The organism is Prevotella jejuni, assembly GCF_900187995.1.
GTDB classification, from domain to species: domain Bacteria; phylum Bacteroidota; class Bacteroidia; order Bacteroidales; family Bacteroidaceae; genus Prevotella; species Prevotella jejuni.
In genome coordinates, this window is sequence record NZ_FZNZ01000016.1 from 66,319 (window position 1) to 88,430 (window position 22,112).

General features: G+C 45.2%; 18 protein-coding genes and 2 tRNA genes. 12 read left to right on the forward strand and 8 right to left on the reverse strand.

All coding sequences use genetic code 11. The annotated features are described in order from the left end of the window. Positions 1 to 34 precede the first annotated feature (34 nt). Positions 35 to 517, reverse strand: coding sequence for a hypothetical protein (locus CHB62_RS07580; RefSeq protein ID WP_089366355.1), 483 nt, complete (start codon positions 515 to 517; stop codon positions 35 to 37). Between the two features lie 79 nt (positions 518 to 596). On the opposite strand from CHB62_RS07580, the gene CHB62_RS07585 reads away from it, so the two are divergent. Continuing rightward, positions 597 to 881: a hypothetical protein gene (locus CHB62_RS07585; protein WP_089366356.1), complete on the forward strand. Its 285-nt coding sequence runs from the start codon at positions 597 to 599 to the stop codon at positions 879 to 881. A 754-nt stretch (positions 882 to 1,635) separates the two neighbouring features. Here CHB62_RS07585 and CHB62_RS07590 read toward each other — a convergent pair. From CHB62_RS07590 to CHB62_RS07605, 4 genes are all read right to left on the reverse strand, one after another. Beyond that, a complete protein-coding gene (locus tag CHB62_RS07590) occupies positions 1,636 to 2,151 on the reverse strand; it encodes a MarR family winged helix-turn-helix transcriptional regulator (RefSeq protein WP_009011666.1) in 516 nt (171 codons plus the stop codon). A 374-nt stretch (positions 2,152 to 2,525) separates the two neighbouring features. Beyond that, a complete protein-coding gene (locus CHB62_RS07595) occupies positions 2,526 to 2,990 on the reverse strand; it encodes a MaoC family dehydratase (protein WP_009011665.1) in 465 nt (154 codons plus the stop codon). A gap of 1,163 nt (positions 2,991 to 4,153) precedes the next feature. Further along, positions 4,154 to 4,226 (reverse strand) — tRNA-Met (locus CHB62_RS07600). Between the two features lie 102 nt (positions 4,227 to 4,328). Beyond that, on the reverse strand, positions 4,329 to 5,270 hold the full coding sequence (locus tag CHB62_RS07605; RefSeq protein WP_089366372.1) for an HAD hydrolase-like protein: 942 nt from the start codon (positions 5,268 to 5,270) through the stop codon (positions 4,329 to 4,331). Between the two features lie 262 nt (positions 5,271 to 5,532). Here CHB62_RS07605 and CHB62_RS07610 point away from each other — a divergent pair, with 262 nt between their 5' ends. The 4 genes from CHB62_RS07610 (at position 5,533) to CHB62_RS07625 (ending at position 11,103) form a co-directional block, all read left to right on the forward strand. Continuing rightward, on the forward strand, positions 5,533 to 6,597 hold the full coding sequence (locus CHB62_RS07610; RefSeq protein WP_089366357.1) for a LacI family DNA-binding transcriptional regulator: 1,065 nt from the start codon (positions 5,533 to 5,535) through the stop codon (positions 6,595 to 6,597). A 437-nt stretch (positions 6,598 to 7,034) separates the two neighbouring features. Beyond that, positions 7,035 to 8,318: a Na+/H+ antiporter NhaC family protein gene (locus CHB62_RS07615; protein WP_089366358.1), complete on the forward strand. Its 1,284-nt coding sequence runs from the start codon at positions 7,035 to 7,037 to the stop codon at positions 8,316 to 8,318. A gap of 171 nt (positions 8,319 to 8,489) precedes the next feature. Beyond that, positions 8,490 to 9,305: a hypothetical protein gene (locus CHB62_RS07620; protein WP_089366359.1), complete on the forward strand. Its 816-nt coding sequence runs from the start codon at positions 8,490 to 8,492 to the stop codon at positions 9,303 to 9,305. A gap of 187 nt (positions 9,306 to 9,492) precedes the next feature. Beyond that, complete coding sequence (locus tag CHB62_RS07625; RefSeq protein WP_089366360.1) at positions 9,493 to 11,103, forward strand: beta-N-acetylhexosaminidase; 1,611 nt, start codon at positions 9,493 to 9,495, stop codon at positions 11,101 to 11,103. 598 nt (positions 11,104 to 11,701) lie between these two features. Here the strand turns inward: CHB62_RS07625 and CHB62_RS07635 are convergent. Then, positions 11,702 to 13,432 carry a GH25 family lysozyme gene (locus CHB62_RS07635; protein WP_089366362.1) on the reverse strand — a complete coding sequence of 577 codons (1,731 nt, stop codon included), beginning with the start codon at positions 13,430 to 13,432 and terminating at the stop codon, positions 11,702 to 11,704. Positions 13,433 to 13,492: 60 nt separating this feature from the next. On the opposite strand from CHB62_RS07635, the gene CHB62_RS07640 reads away from it, so the two are divergent. The 3 genes from CHB62_RS07640 to CHB62_RS07650 all read left to right on the forward strand — a co-directional run bounded on the left by CHB62_RS07640 (position 13,493) and on the right by CHB62_RS07650 (position 16,469). Then, the gene (locus CHB62_RS07640) at positions 13,493 to 13,873 is read left to right on the forward strand and encodes a hypothetical protein (protein WP_089366363.1); all 381 of its coding nucleotides are present in this window, start codon (positions 13,493 to 13,495) and stop codon (positions 13,871 to 13,873) included. A 158-nt stretch (positions 13,874 to 14,031) separates the two neighbouring features. Then, the gene (locus CHB62_RS07645; protein WP_089366364.1) at positions 14,032 to 16,095 is read left to right on the forward strand and encodes a TonB-dependent receptor plug domain-containing protein; all 2,064 of its coding nucleotides are present in this window, start codon (positions 14,032 to 14,034) and stop codon (positions 16,093 to 16,095) included. Between the two features lie 44 nt (positions 16,096 to 16,139). After that, the gene (locus CHB62_RS07650; protein WP_089366365.1) at positions 16,140 to 16,469 is read left to right on the forward strand and encodes a heavy-metal-associated domain-containing protein; all 330 of its coding nucleotides are present in this window, start codon (positions 16,140 to 16,142) and stop codon (positions 16,467 to 16,469) included. A 797-nt stretch (positions 16,470 to 17,266) separates the two neighbouring features. Here CHB62_RS07650 and CHB62_RS07655 read toward each other — a convergent pair. Both CHB62_RS07655 and CHB62_RS07660 read right to left on the reverse strand, forming a co-directional pair. Continuing rightward, entirely contained in the window at positions 17,267 to 18,100 is an 834-nt protein-coding gene (locus tag CHB62_RS07655) for a CPBP family intramembrane glutamic endopeptidase (protein WP_089366366.1), read from the reverse strand. Between the two features lie 4 nt (positions 18,101 to 18,104). Continuing rightward, complete coding sequence (locus tag CHB62_RS07660) at positions 18,105 to 19,076, reverse strand: bifunctional riboflavin kinase/FAD synthetase (RefSeq protein WP_089366367.1); 972 nt, start codon at positions 19,074 to 19,076, stop codon at positions 18,105 to 18,107. A 251-nt stretch (positions 19,077 to 19,327) separates the two neighbouring features. On the opposite strand from CHB62_RS07660, the gene CHB62_RS07665 reads away from it, so the two are divergent. From CHB62_RS07665 to CHB62_RS07680, 4 genes are all read left to right on the forward strand, one after another. Beyond that, a tRNA-Ile gene (locus CHB62_RS07665) sits at positions 19,328 to 19,401 on the forward strand. 240 nt (positions 19,402 to 19,641) lie between these two features. After that, positions 19,642 to 20,910, forward strand: coding sequence for a phage integrase SAM-like domain-containing protein (locus CHB62_RS07670; protein ID WP_089366368.1), 1,269 nt, complete (start codon positions 19,642 to 19,644; stop codon positions 20,908 to 20,910). 124 nt (positions 20,911 to 21,034) lie between these two features. Further along, the gene (locus CHB62_RS07675) at positions 21,035 to 21,637 is read left to right on the forward strand and encodes a hypothetical protein (protein WP_089366369.1); all 603 of its coding nucleotides are present in this window, start codon (positions 21,035 to 21,037) and stop codon (positions 21,635 to 21,637) included. Between the two features lie 161 nt (positions 21,638 to 21,798). Further along, positions 21,799 to 22,112, forward strand: a 314-nt coding sequence (locus CHB62_RS07680) for a helix-turn-helix domain-containing protein (RefSeq protein WP_141240412.1), incomplete at its 3' end; no start/stop codon positions are given.

The window sequence follows — 22,112 nt, forward strand, 5'->3', positions numbered from 1 at the left end:
TCTTTCTTATCCTTTAATTCAATCCCTTATCCACTTACTCCGTTATCTGCAGGCAGTAAGGCAACGGCTGTTGGAGCGTAAGGAAACTGATAGTAGGCTGATTGTCCTTCGTACATATCAGCGTACTCTTATCCCCTTTCACCGCCGAACCCATGTCGTAGCCCATCGCCTTCACCTGTGACTGCAGTCCTGCAAAGGCCGTACGATTAAAGACATAGACGTAGACCGTCTTACCATCTTGCGCCAGAAGGACCATACTGGAGTTACCACGTCCCATCGCAGTAGGCAAGAAGTCGCTCGTTAAATTCATGTTCTTCACCCAGTTATAGTCCTTTCCGTAAGCGTCAGACGACACACCCTTATAGACATAACCTTGTTTTTCAAGCACCTGTTTGCCCATCTGTAGCGTCTTGGCTTGGAAGATCTTAATCATATCAGCAACCGAGACAACATCTTTCTGAGCATGTGCACCTACCGTAAAGAGGGAGATAGCGAGTAAAAGGAGTATTTTCTTCATTCTTCTTCGTTCGTTTATACCGTATCAATAGGGCCTACCCTCGTTTTGACGCAGCCCCACTCCGACACGTTACAAAATTATGAAAAATATGGAGAATGAGCAAGAAAAGGAGGGAAAAAAGGTTGGGGGAAGAAGAAAGAACAAGAGAGTCTCACCCCCAGCCCCTCTCCGAATGGAGAGGGGAGTAGTATGTGAGGTTACCCCTATTGGGCTGCTTGCACATGTCATCGAGTTTTTTCTCTCACAGAACTCACAGAGTTCACGGAGGTTTTTGGCGCACATTTCGAGCACACAGAAGGCCTTCGGCATACAGAGAACACAGAGGCCTCACCCCCAGCCCCTCTCCGAATGGAGAGGGGAGTAGTATGTGAGGTTACCCCTATTGGCCTGCTACTGATAGGAAATGGGCCGCTAAACATCTGGAGGACATGTAGGGGTATCTCGGTGATCACTCCCCTCTCCATTCGGAGAGGGGCTGGGGGTGAGGCTTCTGTTGGTTGTAAGGCTCTGTGAAATCGGTTGACTTAATGTCTCTGTGGAATGCTGTGTGTTCTGTTCTTCTGTGTTCTCTGTGAGAAAAAGAAAAGTCCTCTGTGAGAAACAGAAATATCCTATGTGAAGGAAGAAACGCTAATCAATCGAACAGAGATTGTCAAAAGATTTCAGCAGCTACGCCCCTCTCTTTTCGAGGACACGTCCCTCTCCATTGAAGAAGACGCTCTTCTGCAATCGAGAAGAGGCCTTTCAAGGGGCAAGAACATGCCCTTCTTGAGGCAAGAAAGGCATATCCTCGAACGCTGCTTGTAAACTTCTGATTTCTTGTGAGTTACAAACTCAAACAGAGAGGAGAAGATACTTCCATTTCGTAGAGCATTAGGCCTATCGCATGTAAAGGTTTTTCACAGCATTACAAATACGAATGAGACGTGTAGCAAAACGGACGCTATAAGAATGAGAACCGTGTAAGACATCCCGCAGAAGACAGTATAAGCCGAGAGAAAACCATCCCCGACACAGCAAGGGGGCAAAGGGTAGATACACAACAAAGGTGTATCAGGACGGAGAAAACCATCCATGATACACCTTCGGTATATATTCTAATAAACTATTAACGCACTTTACCATCTACGTCTTTTAGAGGCTAAACGCTCCTCGCGCATCTTCTCCATCACAGCCTCCTTCTCTTTCGCACGCTGTTCAGCCAGATGAGCGATCAAGCGGTCGAGGTCTAAGGCTATTTCCTTAAATCTATTCAACTCCTCCTCATCCTCAAACAATTTATTGACCATACAAGAAGGGATATCCTTAGCCTTCTCTTGTAGTTCCTTACCATGCTCGGTCAGCGACACAAAAGTCTCTCTTCCGTCGCGTTCTCCTTTGACACGTTCAACCAAACCGAGCTGAGCCATGCGCTGAAGAAGTGGCGTCATCGTGTTGGAATCAAGGTAGAGTCGATGGGCAAGTGCCATCACCTTCTGATGATCCTCTTCCCAAAGAGCCATCAAAACGAGGTACTGAGGATAGGTGAGACCTAACTCGTCAAGCAATGGATAGTAAGTTTGTGTAACAAGTCTGCTCGCTGTGTACAATCTAAAACAGAGTTGACTCTGCAATTTGAGTTGGTTATATACCATACTTTATTTACTTAATAATGTTCTGTTAAACGTCAAATCCCTTTTTTGGTCTTGAGTTCTAATGTTTCCTAAAATAATCTTTTTCGGTGTACAAAGGTACAATAAATTATATTTTTCGTTAATTGTCTTGCATCTTATTTAACATTAATTACGTTGAAACACGATAGTTTTAAGGCTTCTTTTGACTTTTTCTTCTAATCTTTCCTCTTATCTTCTCCGAACATAACCCACTTATAGTCAACATCAAAGCGACATCGTCTATTCTTCTCGCAACCCTCGCCTACCCCATTGCCAACCATCAACAAAAGAGGTGACCACAGACAAGCAGCACTCATCCATGGTCACCTACGATTATTCTAAATGCCGAAGGCCGTTTATTCAAAGTAATAAAGGAAGGTAGCAATACCCTCAAGAGCAGGCTTGCGCTCGCCCTCTATCTCTATTTGGAACTTGATTCCAGCCTTACAAATACCCCTTAGATTTTCGATACTATCGAGTGAAGCGACAAGACGGATACGTGAGTTCACGAGGACAGGACGACCGAAGCGCATCTTATCCATACCGTAGTTGACCATCATCTTTAGGTTGTTAACCTCGATAATCTCCTGCCACATGTGCGGAAGAAGCGACAGTGTCAGGTAGCCATGGGCTATTGTGCTCTTGTATTGGCTCTCGACAGCAGCCCTCTCTGTGTCGACATGAATCCATTGATGGTCGAGTGTCGCATCAGCAAAGAGGTTAATTCTCTCCTGATCGACGAGTAACCACTCGCTTTCACCAAGCTTCTCGCCCAGTCGGGCAGCAAGCTCTTCGTAATTGTTAACTGTTAATTTTGCCATAGTTGTTGTTTCCTGTTATTACTACATAACCTTGTTTGATAGCGTTCCTTTACCTTTCATCCCCCTACCTATATATTATAAGGTGTGGAGGGGTGCCCTATCATTTATCGTACAAATATACAAAAAACTTTCTAAATGCCAAAATCTGACGGCCAAGCAGCCCTTTTTAAGCCTCAACACGATGTACACGCAATTTGCGCTCCATCCCTTCTCTCGATACGTTAAGAAGATGTCCTCCTCCTTTCTAAAGCATCAGCAAGATAATAAAAAAATCCTTACATCGCATCGAGTAAAATACCCTTTACATGGAAGTATCTCATCCACTACAAAGCACACCATAACCCTCACGAAATCAACACGTTACATTTAGCATTTAAGGACATGCTCTTCTTGTTTGTAGAACATGCCCTTCTTGGGGCAAGAAGGGCATGTTCTTGATTGTTGAAGGGCGTCTTCTTCAACGGAGAAGGGCGTGTCGTTGAAAAAAGAGGAGCGTGATTGCTGAAATATCTTGACAGTTTCTATCTATTTGATTAGCGTCTCTTCCCTCACAGAGGGCATTTCTTATTCTCACAGAGGACATTTCTTTTTCTCACGGAGGATATTTCTCTTTCTCACAGAAATACACAGAAGAACAGAACACACAAGCTCATAGAAGATAGTGGCCCCTCCCCCGTCCCCTCCCCCGAAGGGAAGGGGAGTGATCACCGAGATACCCCTATAAGAAGGATGTAGGCTTCGTTATGTCCCGTAATGGCAGTCTTGTAGGGGTAACCTCACATACTACGCCCCTCCCTGCGGGGGAGGGGAAGGGGGAGGGGCCACTATCTTTTGGGCTCGAAATGTGCGCCAAAAACCTCCGTGAACTCTGTGCGCTCTGTGAGAGAAAAAACTACCCTCAGTGAGAGAAAGAACAACCCAAGAACCTTGTTAGCAGCCCAATAGGGGTAACCTCACATACTACGCCCCTCCCTACGGGGGATGGGACGGGGGAGGGGCCGGCTGGGGAAGGAAGAAGGGCCAGCTGGGGAAGGAAGAGGGGCCAGCTGGGGTCAGAAATAAGCTGACCCTTTTTCGGTATCAGGAGACCCCTACAAGGACTCAAACAAAGGAGCAAAAAAAAAGCTTAGAAACCTTATTACTAAGCGTTTCTAAGCTGTGAGTTGCGGGTGCAGGACTCGAACATGCGACCTCCAGGTTATGAGCCTGGCGAGCTACCAACTGCTCCAACCCGCGATATTAACCATTGTCAATCCTTCAATAAACCGTAGTGTATTTCCGAATTGCGAGTGCAAAGGTAGGCATTTAATGCCAAACTGCCAAAGAATTATACATTATTTAACATACTATCCACTCCGCCCCCGCCGCTTCAAGGCTCTCACGACTGCCATTTCCATAGGTTACTCCGCACGTATGTGTACCTGCATTGCGCCCCATAAGGATGTCGAATTCGGTGTCACCTACCACGAGTGCCTCATGCGGTTCGACGTTGAAACAACGCAAGGTGAGGAGCACTGGCTCGGCTGCGGGCTTCTTATTGACCACATTGTCAGCACCAACAAGAAAGCTGATATAGTTTGTGAGCTTCAAATCAGTCATCAGTTTAACAAGCGAACTACGGTTGCGACTACTCGCTACCGACATCCTAATACCCATAGCAATCAGCCTATCAAGCGTTTCAAAGACCCCCGGGAAAATCGTGACAGCCCCCGGCACGTTCTTTATATTGAATATTTCGCTATACACCTCGGCACACTCTTCCGCCTTCTCGTCGGTCATTGGGATGATAGAAGAGAAACATTCTTTCAGTGGAAGACCAATGGTTCGAGCACACTCCTCACGTGTTCGCTTCGGAAGGTGTAACTTCTCGATCGTTGCAAGCATCGTATCAGTAATCAACTGTTGCGAGTCTCCGAGCGTACCATCAAAGTCGAAGATGACAAGACGTACACCAGCAAGGATATTGGGGTTCGTGAACAGGTCTGGACAACAACGTGGCCTTGCTTCGTCAACAGCCTCAACAGCCTTCGACTTAGACAGCTTTTTCCTTTTAAGATAGCCCTTCACACGCTTATAACCCTCCTTACCAAGAATCGCAACACCGGTGTATTGAAAGGTTTTCGCCAGTCCGAAGAACGCGGTAAAGAGTATGCCCTTTGTCGCTGTAGACACTGGGAAAAACACTTGCACAAAGGAGAGTGCATAGAAAGGAAGGCACATCAGGAGTACGATAACCCCTGTGCGAAACGATAGTTGTTGAAGTTTACTCTTAATAGACATATTCTGTTCGAACCATATAAACCGTTCTGTCAAAAGTAGACAACGCATAACACGTCTCTTACTGATAATCCCCACCTTGACAGACTTGGATTAATTTCAAGCTACAAAAGTAAGTAAAATCTTCCTAATAACCCCCAAACCTATCCTTATATATAGTAAAAAAGGAAAGAGAAGCACAATTTCTACAGTTGTGCTTTCGCACATTCCAACAATTATTAGTAAATTTGCACGGTAAAAAGTAATATATTCATTTCCCCTATTTATGGCAGAAAAGATTAGGATAAAGGACATTGCAGAACGTGCAGGAGTAAGCGTAGGAACGGTTGACAGGGTATTACATAAACGTCCGAACGTATCGGAAGTAGCACTGAAGAAGGTAGAGAAGGTGCTAAAGGAGATGAATTACCAACCGAATGTATATGCAAGTGCACTCGCTTACAACAAGAGTTACAAGTTCTATTGTCTAATCCCCAAACATAGTAGTGAGGCTTATTGGGAAGAGATAGAGGTAGGGGCTATGAAGGCAGTCGAGGCTCGCAGGGACTTTTATATTGACTTAGAGATTATGTATTACAGCCGTCTTGACTCCCACTCGTTTGTTGAAACCTATCAAAAATGCCTAAGGAAGAACCCAGACGGAGTAATCCTCGTGCCTACAACATTAGAACTTACACGGCAGTTCACAGAGGAGTTACACGATAGGAACATACCCTTCATTCTGCTTGACTCCTTTATGCCATCGCTGCAACCACTGTCCTTTTATGGGCAGGACTCCATTCAGAGCGGTCATTTCGCAGCCAAGATGCTTATGCTCATAGCACAGAGAGAGAAGAGCATCATGCTCATGAAGCAGACAAAAGATGGGAAAATGGCAAGTAGACAACAGGCGAATCGTGAGGTGGGGTTCCGCAACTATATGCAAGAGAACTATCCTGACATTAAGATACTGGAGGTTAATCTACCCTTGGATGAGGAGAGGAAGCGTTATGACCATATCTTAGAGAAATTCTTTAGTGAGCATCCTGAGGTGCACCATTGTATCACCTTTAATTCTAAAGCACATATCGTCGGTAAGTTCCTACTGAAGACTCGTCGCAAGAACGTGCAGATTATGGGCTATGACGTGGTGCATAAGAATGCTGACTGTCTGCGAGATGGTTCCATATCGTTCCTTATTGCGCAGCATGCCTACCAACAAGGCTACTTCAGTGTAGACTCCCTTTTCCGTGCATTGGTGCTGAAGAAAAAGGTAGAACCAGTCAACTATATGCCTATCGACCTGTTGACAAGGGAGAACATAGACTTCTATCATAGGGAATGGGGGTAAGTTGGGACCTCCCCCGACCCCTCCGAAGGAGGGGAGAATAAGCCTGACAATGGCTGAAAGGAGGGTGGAGAAAGGTGGAAGGAGATATAATAAAAGATAGTGTAAACGCTTGAAGCAAGAGATGGTAACGCTTAGTACGAAAAAAGCGTAGGCCCAGTAGGAAAAGTGTTAAGCACGAGTACGAAAGCTGTTAAACATGAATACGAAAAGTGTTAAGCATGAGTATGAAAGCTGTTAAGTACGAGTATGAAAGGAGGGGACGTCAGATTAGGGCCGTTTTGATGGTTTTGATAAGACTATAAGACCATCACCATGGATATAAGACTGCCCAGACATGACGCATCAATAGGCGACAGTTGGCACGAGTCAACGACACACTATCATTCAATAGAGGCACAAGAACCTCTATAGAAAGCATTAAATACGCAATAGAAAGCATGACAGAAAATAAGAAAGGACTCCTTGCTTTGAGTCCATTGCTGGTATTCATCGTTCTATACTTAGTCACCTCAATCGTTTCAGGCGACTTCTATAAGGTGCCAATAACCGTTGCCTTCATGGTATCGAGTATCTTTGCTATCGCCATATCAGGGGGCTTTCCACTCGCAAAACGTATTGAGATATACTCTAAGGGAGCCAGTACAGATAACATGATGATGATGTTATGGATATTTGTACTTGCTGGTGCCTTCGCTAACTCGGCAAAGGATATGGGGAGCATCGATGCTACAGTCAACCTAACTCTCTCTGTTCTGCCCGACAACATGCTGCTTCCAGGACTCTTCTTAGCGGCTTGCTTCATCTCAATAAGCATCGGAACGAGTGTAGGAACTATCGTTGCACTAACGCCAATAGCCGCAGGTATAGCCACGTCAACCAACAGTTCGCTGCCTTTCGTGGTCGCTATCGTGGTCGGAGGGTCGTTCTTTGGCGACAACCTATCGTTCATCAGCGATACAACAGTCGTCGCTACAAGGACACAAGAGTGCAAGATGGCAGATAAGTTCAAGGTCAACTTCTTCATTGTAGCACCTGCTGCTGTCCTCATCCTATTAGGTTATGTGTTCATGGGAAGGGACATCCACACCGTAGGACAGGCCTCACACGTCGACTTCTATAGGGTTATTCCTTACATGGCCGTGCTTATCTGCGCTGTTTTCGGTATGAATGTGATGGCCGTTCTGACCATTGGTCTTGTCCTCACAGGCGCTATTGGCATCATTGATGGCAGTTACGACCTCTACGGATGGTTTGGTAGTATGGGCAAAGGTATCACCGGCATGGGCGAGCTAATAATCATCACGATGATGGCAGGCGGTATGTTAGAGATCATCCGAGAGAATGGTGGCATCGACTACCTCATCAAGAAAATCACACGTCACGTCAGTAGCAAGCGTGGAGCAGAGTTAACAATAGCCTTCCTCGTCAGTTTAGTAGATATCTGTACAGCTAATAATACAGTCGCGATCCTCACCGTTGGCGGTATAGCCAAGCAGATTGGCGACCGTTACGGAGTAGATAAACGCAAGGCAGCCAGCATCCTCGACACCTTCTCTTGCTGTGCTCAAGGTCTGATACCATACGGTGCTCAGATACTGATGGCGGCTGGCTTGGCCAAAATCAACCCCGTTAGCATCGTTCCCTTCCTGTATTATCCGATGGCATTAGGCATCACCGCCCTACTCTCCATCCTCTTCCATTACCCCCGCCGATACTCATAACATATCATCAACACCCTCCATCAACACCCAACAACACTCTCCATCAACACCCAACACCCATCACTCAACACCCAACAACACCCATCACTCAACACCCGACAACACCATCCATCAACACCCAACACTCATCACCTAACACCCAACCCCATGCAACCAATAGAATCATCCGGGATGGACATCATCCAACGCAACTTCTTTCGTATCCTCTGTTCAGGCGCTTTCGGCACACAGTCGAGCCTCGAACCGATGTCAGCCTTCAAGTGGAGACGACTCATACAGATGGTGGAAGCACAACAGGTAATGCCCATCTTCACCAATGGTATCGCTCGTCACTCCATGGACGAAGGCCTTAACCTACCAGAGAGCATCATTACCGACATCAAAGCAAAGCAAGAAGAGCGCAAGACACTGACTGCAAGAATACCGAAGACCGTCAGACTTAGCAACTCACTACTTAATCGACGACTAAAGAGCCTCATCTATAATGAGCTCCACAGTATCGACACCTCCATCGAAGCCCTCGACCTTTTAAAGCTCATTGTGTCTAATTCAGAGACCATGTTCACACGTGGCATGAACTTAGGAGGTATCATCACGATGGGCGAATACCTAAGGACACGTGGCAACAAGGTAGACTTCGTGAAGCTTGAGAACTGGCTGAACACCTTACAACTAAGTGCGATGGCAGAGCTACAAGGCAATGTACTCATCTCCGTCTTTGGCTTTGAAGAAGACGAGATACCCTTTGTCACGAAGACTGACCCTAATGCTTATCGACTCACACTACGCAGTATTTCAGACTTGGCAAGGGACACTGCGCATGAATGGCACTTCAAACAAAACGCTGCAGGGTTTGTTCAAAACAACAACACAGTGCTCCAACGCAACGTACGACGCAGTCTTCGCTACGTTAGATATGCACCCATCGAGACGACAAGTAACTTCGTTCGCAACTTCGTTAGAAGCCTTTCTGAAATAGAGGAATAGCCTTGTTCAACCATAGAGAAAGCCTTGCCCCAAGCGGACAAGGCTTTCTTATTTTAGTTAAATAAGTAGTTTTTCTACACTTTTCACCCTCATTAAGCTTTTTATCAGATATTTTTTGTATCTTTGTCCGTGGATAGTTAGAATCCAGAATATAAAAACCTAAATACAAAACATTCGTTTAATCAAGATGAAGAAAATCTTACTATCAGTGGCATTGATGGTAGCGAGCATCTCGCTTCATGCCACAGATGCGAACTATCAGGTAGTTCCTCTCCCACAGAGTGTCACTGCTGAGAAGGGTGCACCATTCGTTTTAGAAGTTTTCACCTCTATCAACGTAGCCAGCAAAGATGATGCTATGCGCCGTAATGGTGAGTTTTTGAAACAGTATATCACGGAGGCTACGGGTATTACTCTCGATGATCAGAACAAGAAGGGGAACACTATCATCTTAAAGCTCAACCCAAAGATTGAGAATGAAGAGGGTTATGTCATCACCATCAAGGCTAAAACTATCACAATAGAAGGCAAGACGCCACGTGGTGTATTCTATGGTGTGCAGACCCTTCGCAAGTCTTTACCATTAGAGAAAGCCAAGAGCGTCACCTTCCCTGCAGCCCGTATCGTTGACTATCCACGCTTCGGCTATCGTGGTACGATGCTCGACTGTGCTCGTCACTACTTCAAGATGGACTTTATCAAAGAGTTCATTGACATGTTGGCCCTCCACAATATCAACACCTTCCATTGGCATTTAACAGAAGACCAGGGCTGGCGTGTGCAGATTGATCGCTATCCTAAGTTGACTGAGATAGGCTCAAAGCGTGCGCAGACCGTCATCGGTCGTATGACAGGACTCTATGATGACACACCTTACGGAGGCTATTATACAAAGGACGAGATGCGTGAGGTTGTCAAATATGCTGCTGATCGATATATCACAGTAATCCCTGAAATCGACATGCCAGGCCACATGCTCGGTGCATTGGCTGCCTATCCAGAGCTTGGATGTACGGGTGGTCCATACAAGGTAGCCGAGCAATGGGGTGTATTCCCAGACATTCTCTGTGCTGGAAACCCTAAGACTTACGAGTTCGTAAACAATGTCTTAGACGAAATCGTTGATATTTTCCCATCTAAGTATATCCATATTGGAGGCGACGAGGCCCCACGTGTGCGTTGGCAACACTGTCCTCGCTGTCAAGCTGAGATTAAGCGTTTAGGCTTGAAGGGCTCTAACGGTTTCTCTGCTGAGGCTCAGTTGCAAGCTTACTTCATGAATCAAGTGGCCAAGCACTTGGAGTCTAAGGGTCGTAACATCATCGGTTGGGATGAGATCTTAGAGGGTGATGTAGACAAGGGGACGACTGTCATGAGTTGGCGTGGCGTCAATGGCGGTATTGAAGCGGCTAAGCGTGGATTGGATGCCATCATGACTCCAACCACTTACTATTACCTTGATTTCTATCAGAAGCCTGATAATCGCATGATTCTCATCGGTAATATGCTCCCTGTAGAGACAACTTACAGCTACAACCCAGTGCCCGACGACGCTGCACCAGAGTTGAAGAAGCATGTTAAGGGAGTTCAGGCTAACCTATGGACAGAGTATATTATCGGTCGCGACCTCGCCTTCTTCCAGATCCTCCCACGTGTTGCTGCAATGGCAGAGACGGCTTGGACGGAGAATAACAAGAAGGACTTTGCTTCTTTCAAGACCCGTGAAACTCGTCTGAATGAGCTTTACAAACACTTCGGATGGAAGACTTGCCAAGATCTCTACAAAGAAAAGAAGTAATTACGATGGTGTTTTAATATCATCTAATTCGTGTTTTAAGTTTTACAATAGATTCTGCTGACAGGGTGTGGGGGCTCTCCCCATATCTTGTCGGCTTTCTTTTTGTTTGCTAACAGACTGTTTGTCGATTAGATAGCGACCTCATTAACCACGAGGACAGATAGGAGTAATAAATCTTATCCTATCGTTTTCTACTACTGACTGAGGTTTTTTAGCTTTGTATTCAATATCCTTTCCTGTTGAAATATCCTTACAAAACACACAAGAGATTGCTTGTAAAAAAGGGGTGTAATCATCCCCTTGCCACCGCATACAAGTCATTTGTTTTCAAGAAGTTACACGATTGCAAAGGAGAAGGGCCTCCTCAAGGGTCGAGAACATGCCCTTCAAGGGGCAAGAAGGGCGTCTTCTACGAGCAAGAGGGGCGTCTTCTTCATGCTTGTAAAGCCTCTTCTAAAATCAAGAGAGAAAATATCTTTACAAAAGAAGGCGTAAGCGTAGGGAAAACAAACGCATCTCGCAATCTGCACCCATCCATCAGTACGATAGTTCAACATCGCCAACACGCAACAAACAAGCGGCTTATCGAACGACTGTATTAGAAGCAATGGCGTTTAAGGAACTCCTCATACTGATTGCGATAACCATTGAAGACATTGATGTCTACCCCGCCGTGGATGCCTCGCACCGTCCCGTCAGGACTCAACTGCCAGTAGGCAAGTTTGAAATTCGGCTTATACTCGCCATAACGAGCTATCCAAACGTGATAGTTATCACCTAAGTCGGGGGCTAAGGGCATATAGGTGTTGGCGAATACTTGGCTGATATAGAGTATCGGACGCTTACCGGTATGCTTATAGACATAGCTCATCCACGCTCGAATATGATGGAACATCACAGCCGCACCACCCATTGCTGCTATCTGTGCATCAGACGGTTCGACATCTAAGACAGGTGGTAGGTCGCCTTTCAAGAACCTACTGTACTTTAAGAAATACTTAGCTTGTGCCGTACCAGCCGACTTCGTTGAGAAGAAATGGTAGCTTCCTGTACGAATACCATGCGCACGTGCGGCCTTGTAGTCGGCTCCGTAGTAGGCATTCAACATCGTACAGCCCTCTGTTGACTTGACGTAAGCGAACGAAACAGGATAGTCTACCTTCCCCTTAATAGTCTTCGTACTCAGCGTACCGAGGTCGATGATGCGCAGTCTGTCCCAATGTATCTTATAGACCTTACCCTGGTCTTCGTGCTGATAACGCGACAGGTCGATGCCATAGACACGGTCGGGATTATACGTAAGTCGCTCACCCTTAAACACATTCGCTTTCCATTCGCCCACTTGTAGATACTCATGTGGGGCCACATAGATGCCAAATCCGTTCCGTTTTCCACCTGTCCAATGACCGTCGTAGTAGCTTCCATCGTCGCCAAAATACTTTCCATAACCGTTGGGCACACCCTTCTCCATCTCGCCCACGTATCGGCCACCTTCAAAACGAACGCCTACTAAGAGATTGCCGACTATCCTACTATGACGAGTATAGTACCGCTTCAATGCCGCTAAACCACCCGCTTTCTGCAAAGGAGTGAAGACACCGAGCGGTGTTGACGCATCCTCCGTCTGTAAGAGTACACTTCCTTGCTCCTTATCAGTCTCAAGTCGGTTGCAAGCAATGCCTTTCTCTTTCTTTGATGACGGCAGAAGGGTGTAACGATTGAGCTGAAGAATACGCAGACGGGCTGAGGTAGCGAGCGTGGAGTCTAACACCTTGATAATTCTTCGTAGTGAGTCCATCGCTTGTACGACCTCCGCATTATAGTCGGCAACCTTATTGTAGCCATAATCCTGTACACTATGAACACGCAGATAATAGCCCATCTCGTTGCGTTTGGTCTGTAGTCCGTCTAACTCTCCGTCCATCTTTGCCACCGTCTGACGCAGGAGTTGCTGCACGCCGACGCCCTTCAAGTTGACTATCGTTGATGGTCGATAGTCCCATCGGATAAGAATACGACCCCGACAAGACGGTATGAGGGGCCAACGATTGACCCAATAGCCTTGTTGTCGGACGCTACGTGTTGGGATAGAGTCCTTGTTCACCGAACCACTGACAAATGATGAGTCAGCATAATCGGCAAAGTAGGCCACGGTCTTGCCGTCTGCCTCTACAGCATAATACGTCTCTTGACTAACGGAAACACCGCATTTATCCACCTCTTCCACTGAAGGAGGCAGACAACGAAAGATGATATATATAAATAGGAGAGCAAGTACAATACCAGCTCCTACATACTTTATTCGCCACTGAAGGCTCGTACTAAACATTAAAAAAACCTTTAAAAACTTTGCAAAGTTAATGATTATTTCTATCTTTGCAGCCTATTTATGAAGAAATTGGCCAACATATCACTCTCAATCCTGCTATCTGTCATGATACTTTGGGTTGGTTCGGGCATCATGGTAATGGTGTGCGAGCATACTGGGAATGTGTCTGTTGCCAAGATGGAGACTAAGAGACACTGCAATGAGAGCAAGGCCGACCATTGCATGAAGTATAATGTAAAGACGCTATCGCCCACGAACACGGCACAGAATAGCTTCTTTAAGCTCCAACCCTTACAGTTGTCTCTTCTCCCACAGATGGTTAGCTGCAATCAGCTTCTGCCTTTGCCCGTTCTGACAAAGGCACCGGAGAGGGTGTTGTCGTTGCTTTGGCATAGTCCGCCACGACAATATCTTCGCATCCTCACCACGCTTTTAATTTGATTTCTTGATGTGTCTGTTGCCCACAGAATGGGGTGACAGAGGATTCTTCCTACCTGTATCTCACGTAGTTACAGGTGCTAAGGCCGTATCAGTCTATGCCGTATGCTGATATTGCCCCACTATTCACAAATTCTAAAACATCAAGTAATCAAACAATAATGAATAAGATTATATATTTAGCAGGACTGACCCTATTGTCTGTCCTACCAGCTGCAGCACAGCAGACTGCCCCTGACTCTACCGCAACACTTAAGGATCAGACGCTCTCTGACGTGACTGTCACCGCAAGAAGGGCGTCAGTGAGATCGCTCTCTGGCGCTATCAACGGAAAAGACATCCTACGAGATGAACTCTTCAAAGCCGCTTGCTGCAACCTTGGTGAGAGCTTTGTAAACAACCCAGCAGTCGATGTTAACTACTCTGATGCGGCTACTGGTGCAAAGCAGGTGAAGCTTCTTGGACTCAGTGGTACGTATGTTCAGATGCTTACAGAGAACCTTCCTAACTTCCGTGGAGCGGCCCTCCCCTACGGTCTCGGCTATGTTCCTGGTAGCTGGATGAAGAGTCTTCAGGTCAGTAAGGGCAACTCCTCTGTCAAAAACGGCTATGAAGCAATGGCCGGACAGATTAATGTTGAATACTTAAAGCCCGAAGATCCGGAGGGAGTAACGCTCAATCTCTATGGTAGTACGATGGGTAAATTCGAGGCAAATGCCGATGGTAACATCCATATCAACGGTAATAAGAACCTTAGTACGGGGATTCTTGCCCACTTCGAGAACAACTGGAGCAAGCATGATGGTAATGGGGATGGCTTCCAAGATGACCCTCGTGTAAGGCAATATAACCTTCAGAACCGATGGTATTGGAAGTCGGGTAGCTACATGTTGCACGCTGGCTTGTCGCTATTAAAGGAAGATCGCACAAGCGGACAGGTTGATCATCATGGCTCTATGACGGCAGGTATGACGCCTTATCGCATCAATATCGGTACGAACAGATATGAGGCTTACATGAAGAATGCCTTTATCTTAGACCCTGCACACGGTACGAACATTGCCTTAATGGGCAATGTTTCTATGCACCAGCAGGACGCTTCGTATGGTATCAAGGACTATTACGTCAATGAAAAGACTGCTTACGCATCGTTGATCTTTGAGACTAACTTCACTGATGAGCATAACCTGTCTGCTGGACTGAGTCTTAACCATGACTACCTGCACCAGAGTCTGACCCTGCCAACCTCTGCTGTGCCTGCTAACTATGGTAATCTCTACCCGCTCACACGGGGTATTGAAAGCGAGACAACACCAGGCGCATACGTGCAATACACTTATAACCTGCATAATAAGCTCATCGCTATGGCGGGATTGCGCATCGACCACAGTAATGTCTACGGCACCTTTGCCACTCCAAGATTTCACTTAAAGTGGGTTCCAACCGATTTCCTCACCCTTCGTCTATCGGCTGGTAAGGGCTACAGGAGCCCTCACGCACTGGCTGAGAACAACTATCTCATGGCTTCTGGTAGACGTCTTATCATCGACAAGCTCAATCAGGAGGCGGCATGGAACTATGGGGCAAGCTTCGCTTTCCTCATCCCTATCGCACAGAAGATGCTGAAGTTGAACGCTGAGTACTATTACACCGACTTCCTTTCACAGACGGTTATCGACTACGATACGAACCCGCAGGAGATTCATGTTACTAATCTCGATGGTAAGAGCTACTCGCATACGTTCCAGATTGATGCGTCTTATCCGCTCTTCAAGGGCCTTGAACTGACAGTAGCCTACCGTTATAACCTCGTGAAAACCACCTACGGCGGTAGACTGATGTGGAAACCGCTGCAGAGTAGATACAAGGGACTGCTCACAGCAAGCTATAAGACGCCATTAGGTGTGTGGCAGTTTGATGCTACCTTGGCCTTGAATGGTGGCGGACGTATGCCTGAGCCTTACACTCTCGCTACTGGTAACCTCTCTTGGGAACGCAACTATAAGGCCTACGGACAGGTTAACGCACAGATAACAAGATACTTCCGTAACTTCTCACTCTACCTCGGTGGAGAGAACCTTACGAACTTCAAGCAGAAAAACCCTATCATTGGCTATCAAAACCCATGGGATAACAGCTTTGAGCCAACAATGGTCTACGGACCTATTCAGGGTGCTATGGCATACGTGGGCATTCGTCTCAATCTCGGAAAACATCAACAATAAGGATATTAGAACACATATTATTAATTCATAAAAACAATTCAGATATGAAGAAAACTATTTTCACAATGTTGTTGGTCATGACTGCCATGATCGCAACTGCTAAGAATCTTAAGACCGTTATCTACACGACAACACCACAGATGCACTGCGCTAACTGTGAAGCTAAGGTCAAGAACAACCTCAGATTCGCTAAGGGTGTGAAGGAGATCAAGACGGATGCGAACGAACAGAAGGTCTATGTTACTTACGATGCACAGAAGACTAACGAGGAGCAGATTAAGAAGTACTTTGAAAAGTTTGGTTATAAAGCTGAGAAAACAACTAAGGAAGCTAAGATTCCTGTGCACGAGAATGAGGAGTGCGACAATATGTAATCAGCTAAACGGCCTATAAGTATTTGATTGTAAGGGCTATCGACATCTACTTGTTAGGGCTAAAGTCGTCCTAACAGTATGCGTTCTGCTGCCCTAACAAGCGTTATCCATCGACCATTACACGACTTTCTTTAGTCGGTGTAATGGTCGATTTGTGTGTTGGAAGGGGTGAGGTAAAAAAGTAACCAGCCGGCCCCTCCCCCGTCCCCTCCCCCGCAGGGAGGGGCGTAGTATGTGAGGTTACCCCTATTGGGCTGCATGCATGAGGCATGGGGAGGTTTGTCTCTTACGCTGGGGCATATTATCTCTCACAGAACTCACAGATTTAACAGAACTTTTCCACCAACGTTTCGATCCCACAGAACGCCTCCGGCATACAGAGAACACAGAACGTTATAGCTATCGTAGATAATAATAAGGAACAAAACGAAGCCTTCATCCTTCTTATAGGGGTATCTCGGTGATCACGCCCCTCCCTTCGGGGGAGGGGACGGGGGAGGGGCCAGCTGGGGACGGGGGAGGGGCCACCACAACGAAAAATCATTACATAAACTCAAGCTAAACGCCCTCTAAACAAGAGCATAGCAACCACTCAAACCGAGTGGATAACCCACAAGAAATCAAAGTGTTACGAATAGCAATAAAGAAGACACCCTTCTTGCTTCAAGAAGGGCGTCTTCTACATGCAAGAAGGGCATGTTTTGGAATGTTGAAAGGCCTCTTCTATATGCAAGAAGGGCATGTGTTACGTCCGTGAGGGACGAAAAATGTTTACATAAAGACAAGTGTGTGGGAGCTTATCGCTGTCCGCTTGTCATCCGCCTCATCAACTGCAACAACGAAGGAACAAAGATACAGAGTGAGAAAAACAGTCCTCCATACATCATTCGGTCGTCGCCATGGAAGAAGTCGATGAGCTTTCCATCGTTCATCTCTGGTAGTAAGTTAAACATGAGATAGGCTACACTGTTGTTGACCCAGTGGAAAACGAATCCTGGAAGTATGCTTCCTGTACGGTAATACATCCATCCTAAGAACAAACCTATCACAAAGGCGTGGACACCCTGTGCTAAATTGAAATGAATAAAACCAAAGATCAAAGCTGAGATGACGATGGCTATCCAAGGATAACGCTTGCCTAATGCCACTTGCAGCGTGTGCTGTATGGCACCACGGAAGACTATCTCTTCGGCTATCGGTACCATCAGACCTATGGCTACATAACCCCAAGAAACCTTCATGACATCTTCGAACATCATTCTCGTGGTGTCTGGCATGGTCAGATTAATCTTTTCTACAAGGTACTCCGTCGGGAGGATGGAACCTAAAGCTAATAGCGCGGCCCAGACGAAGACGCCCCAAGGACGGCTCTTAAGGTAGTTGCGGGAGACAGGTGTCCATCGCATTGCAACGAAAAGGACAATTGTCATAAAACTACTTAGGACTGCTGACACTGCAATACACTCTCCAGAATTATTAGGAATGACGCTATGAACCTTTCCATTACCGCTTAGCAAATTGAAAACATAGCCGCTTCCTAACAAAGAGATAGACTGAATAAAGATGAAAAGTGATATAAACAGTATGATATATAATACTGCGCTCCACACGTTTTTAGTATTCTTTTGCATTATCTTATTGGATATTAATGAGGTTGTCGTCGATATGATAAGTCGTATCGAAGAGCTTGTTAATCTGAACTTTATCGTGCTGCAACTGTTCGGCTAAGGCGTCGATAGAATCGAACTTACGCTCGTCTCTTATCTTACTGATAAAACTGACGAGGAGTTCCTGACCATAGAGATCGCCAGAGAAGTTGAAGAGGTTGACCTCCATCGAGGTGGTTGTGCCGTTGAAGGTGGGGCGATGTCCTATGTTCATCATCCCTCGCTTCCAACCAACAGAATCCTTCAAACGCACCAAAACGGCATAAACGCCCGACGCAGGGAGGAGCTGCTGGCAACGAGTAACATCGAGATTGGCGGTTGGAAAACCCATCTTACGCCCGTTCTGATAGCCACTGACGATGCGACTCTCTATCGTGTAATCATATCCCAATAGGCGATTAGCATCCTCAACCCTACCCTCTCGAAGGCAAGTCCTTATGACTGAAGAGCTTACACGAACGTCGTCAGGCAGGAAGGCATCGGCACGGATGACCTCAATCCCTAACTCCTTACCATAGCGCACATAGTCGTCAAAACCTTCCGAACGGTTGTGTCCGAAACGATTGTCGTATCCTATGATGAGTTTCCTTACCTTTAACTCGCCTTGTAGGACGTCTCGCATAAAGTCATGGGCCGTGAGTGCGGCTAAAGAAGCATCGAAATGCAATACAACAGTATTGTCGACATGGGTCTTGGAGAGCAACAGCAGTTTCTCGTCGAGCGTCGACAGCAAATCAGGCTGATAATCAGTCTGTAACACCTCACGTGGGTGCCGATCGAAGGTAATAACTGCTGACGACATTCCCGACCGTTGTGCCTCCTCAATGACACGGTCTATCAAAAAACGATGACCACGGTGTACGCCATCAAAGAAGCCTATGGTAGCCACCAATTCAGGCATCTCTCGTGCCTCACCTTTATTTATATATATAATGTTCAATCCTTTTTATCTTATATAATCGCCTAATGGTAAATCCATCTAAACGACATTCCCGTTCCTACTACGAAATCATGAAAGCAATAAAAAACCATGCCCTCCAAAATCGTTCTACGTTTATGCAAAGATACACCAAATCGGTCATAAACCGACCTCGACTCACTCAAAATGTGTTAAAACATTAAATTTCTTTATCATCTATTCTCCTTTTTCCATTTAATTGATTACCTTTGCAGCCGAATTCACGAAATTCAGGACTTGTAGCTCAGTTGGTTAGAGCAACAGACTCATAATCTGGAGGTCCCTGGTTCAAGCCCAGGCTGGTCCACAAAGGGTAAGAAGAGCTTTACACGATGCTGTAAAGCTCTTTTTTCGTTATAAATCAAGTAATTACATCAGTAGGTTATTATGATTGTAACGGTTCATTTGTTGTAAAATCCCTCTATCTTCTCCTTAGCCCTAAATGCACACGTCACGTTATTTTGAGCAAAATTTCAGCTAATTTATCCACTTGTTGACCTCCTGTTGACCTATTGTTGACCCGAGGTTGACCTCAAAACAAGAGATTATGCTGACAATTAAAGCAGAAATTCAGAGAGACAAGTTAAGGCAAGATGGTAGTTACAACGTCCGCATCAGGTTTACGAAGGACCGTAAGGTAAAGCGTATTTCCACAAGTCTGTTTGCAAAAAAAGCCGATTTAACTGACAGGTTTACTATCAAGGAAGATTCTCTTATCAAGCAGGAAGCGGACATACTTATCCTGCATTATCGTAAGATGTTTAACGAAATACACTTAGAAGCAGAGACACTTGATGTAAACGAGATTGTAGCCCGACTGAACAGCAGAGACAAAAGCGACAAACCAGTAGATTTCATCCAGTTCGCTAAGGAATGGATTGCCAATTCCACGTTAAAGGGAGCAGTCAACTACACCTCCGCACTTAACAGCCTCATCCGATTCAACAAAAGTGAGAAGCTGTACACGCATCAAATTACAAGTGAATTCCTGCAAGAGTTTATGGCATTCTTACTCAATGAAAGCAAGGAACGAGCAGAACAATTGAAGGAGAAAGGCAAGCGTGTTCCCTCCACTCGCAGTACCTCCCTTTACTTAATGAGCATTCGTAGATTGTTTAAGGAGGCTGTAAAGCAATACAACAAGCCAGACCAAGGGCTAATCCGTATCAAGAATACCCCATTTGCTTATTTCCAAATCCCCAAACAGGAATCAACACGAAAAAGAGCTATCACAGCAGAATTAATCCGTAAGATAGAGCAGTTACCGTATCAGACAGTTTATAAAGGCATACATCACACCAACCGCTTCAATCTTGCAAAGGATTGTTTTATCCTCTCATTTTGCATGATAGGAATAAATTCTGTGGATTTATTTAACGCAACCGAATATGATGGCAATACGCTTACTTACTATCGTACTAAGACGAGAGACAGGAGAATGGATAAAGCTAAGATGATAGTGACAGTTCCTAAGATATTGCATCCTTTATTTGAGAAGTACAAGGATACAACAGGCAAACGGATATTCAATTTCTACCAGAGTTATGTCAATGAGAAAGCCTTTAACAAAGCCATCAACAAGGGATTGAAAGAGATTGGTAGTATTCTTAAAATTGAGGATTTAGAATATTATGCTGCACGCCATTCTTGGGCTACCATTGCCCTTAACAAGGTCGGAGTAAGCAAATACGTGGTACACGAAGCCCTCAATCATATTGACGAATCTATGCGAGTAACCGACATTTATATTGAACGTGATTTCTCAAATGAGAACAAGGCAAATGCGAAAGTCGTAAGATACGTGTTCGGGAGATAATGTGACAGAATATAACGAAAAATAGTTTTATACCCCTTGTTTAGAAACTGTCACCCAAAGAAAACTCCATCAGCTATAATGCAGGTAGAGTCTTTTTATTACCTTTGCAAGAAAAATAAGACAAATGACATTAGATTTTCCCATCATAGATTTAAAACGATTGTATGCAGGTTTGCATGAATGCTATGGTTTCGATTATAGTGAACTTAGCGAAGAGTTTTCTTTGATACTCCAGCAACATTATCCCTTTAAGCACGAAGCTGAAATACTTGCTAAAGCAACTACCGAAGAAGGTAAAGTAGATATACAGAAATTTGCTTTAGAAACTAACGATTGCGTTGCCATTCCCATAACAACAGAATTTGCAAAGCAAGTGAAAGATTTTTATTCCATTTTCTCATCTGTTTTCATTCCTGAATTAGACGGTAGTGCTATTTATTATGAAGCACTGTGTCTAATGGCTGCAATCTATTATAGGGACAAACATTATCTTTTCTCCGAAATACACGAGGATATTATGAATGACTATTTTGTTTATTCACGTAGAATTCGCCCAGACCAATTAAAGCTATTTATTGAACTGTGTAAAGGACGTAAAAGGACGTGGGATAATATTAAAATATCTGTTGGCAATAATAGCCCTGTATTTTTGGGTAATTATGAATGGTGGCTGTCCCAAAAATTATTCGAGATATTACGGAAAGATTTAGGCGCAAGTTCAACATAGAACTGCAATCCCAAGTGCTGGTGTAGCTTAATAATCTATACCTGAAAACACCGAGGGGTTTGGGGGCGAGAAGCCCCCATGAGAAGAAAATCAACAAGCAATGCATAAAAATAAGAAAGGGAGACCTCTGTCTCCCAAAGATTAATTAATTTTGCATTGCAATGTACAAACAATTAACCTCGGAGCAAAGGTACACAATTTCTGTGCTACTCCAAAATAGAACGAAACAAAAAGAGATTACCGAGGCAATAAATGTAAGTACAAGTACAGTGTCTCGTGAAATAAGACGTAATAGCGGAGTCAGAAGACACTATAATTGGGAAACTGCCCAAGCAAATGCAGTACAAACAAGGCGAAGAAAGCCAGGCAATCGTTCAGTAGACAAGGATGTCATGGAAGAGGCGAAGTGCCTTCTTATTACTAAGCAATGGTCTCCAGAACAAATATCTGGTGTATTGGCCAAGGACGGCAAGTA

Excerpts from the sequence above, each read along its gene's own strand:
- CHB62_RS07580 (WP_089366355.1), bottom strand. The coding sequence starts at position 517 with ATGAAGAAAATACTCCTTTTACTCGCTATCTCCCTCTTTACGGTAGGT.
- CHB62_RS07585 (WP_089366356.1), top strand. The coding sequence starts at position 597 with ATGAAAAATATGGAGAATGAGCAAGAAAAGGAGGGAAAAAAGGTTGGG.
- CHB62_RS07590 (WP_009011666.1), bottom strand. The coding sequence starts at position 2,151 with ATGGTATATAACCAACTCAAATTGCAGAGTCAACTCTGTTTTAGATTG.
- CHB62_RS07595 (WP_009011665.1), bottom strand. The coding sequence starts at position 2,990 with ATGGCAAAATTAACAGTTAACAATTACGAAGAGCTTGCTGCCCGACTG.
- CHB62_RS07605 (WP_089366372.1), bottom strand. The coding sequence starts at position 5,270 with ATGTCTATTAAGAGTAAACTTCAACAACTATCGTTTCGCACAGGGGTT.
- CHB62_RS07610 (WP_089366357.1), top strand. The coding sequence starts at position 5,533 with ATGGCAGAAAAGATTAGGATAAAGGACATTGCAGAACGTGCAGGAGTA.
- CHB62_RS07615 (WP_089366358.1), top strand. The coding sequence starts at position 7,035 with ATGACAGAAAATAAGAAAGGACTCCTTGCTTTGAGTCCATTGCTGGTA.
- CHB62_RS07620 (WP_089366359.1), top strand. The coding sequence starts at position 8,490 with ATGGACATCATCCAACGCAACTTCTTTCGTATCCTCTGTTCAGGCGCT.
- CHB62_RS07625 (WP_089366360.1), top strand. The coding sequence starts at position 9,493 with ATGAAGAAAATCTTACTATCAGTGGCATTGATGGTAGCGAGCATCTCG.
- CHB62_RS07635 (WP_089366362.1), bottom strand. The coding sequence starts at position 13,432 with ATGTTTAGTACGAGCCTTCAGTGGCGAATAAAGTATGTAGGAGCTGGT.
- CHB62_RS07640 (WP_089366363.1), top strand. The coding sequence starts at position 13,493 with ATGAAGAAATTGGCCAACATATCACTCTCAATCCTGCTATCTGTCATG.
- CHB62_RS07645 (WP_089366364.1), top strand. The coding sequence starts at position 14,032 with ATGAATAAGATTATATATTTAGCAGGACTGACCCTATTGTCTGTCCTA.
- CHB62_RS07650 (WP_089366365.1), top strand. The coding sequence starts at position 16,140 with ATGAAGAAAACTATTTTCACAATGTTGTTGGTCATGACTGCCATGATC.
- CHB62_RS07655 (WP_089366366.1), bottom strand. The coding sequence starts at position 18,100 with ATGCAAAAGAATACTAAAAACGTGTGGAGCGCAGTATTATATATCATA.
- CHB62_RS07670 (WP_089366368.1), top strand. The coding sequence starts at position 19,642 with ATGCTGACAATTAAAGCAGAAATTCAGAGAGACAAGTTAAGGCAAGAT.
- CHB62_RS07675 (WP_089366369.1), top strand. The coding sequence starts at position 21,035 with ATGACATTAGATTTTCCCATCATAGATTTAAAACGATTGTATGCAGGT.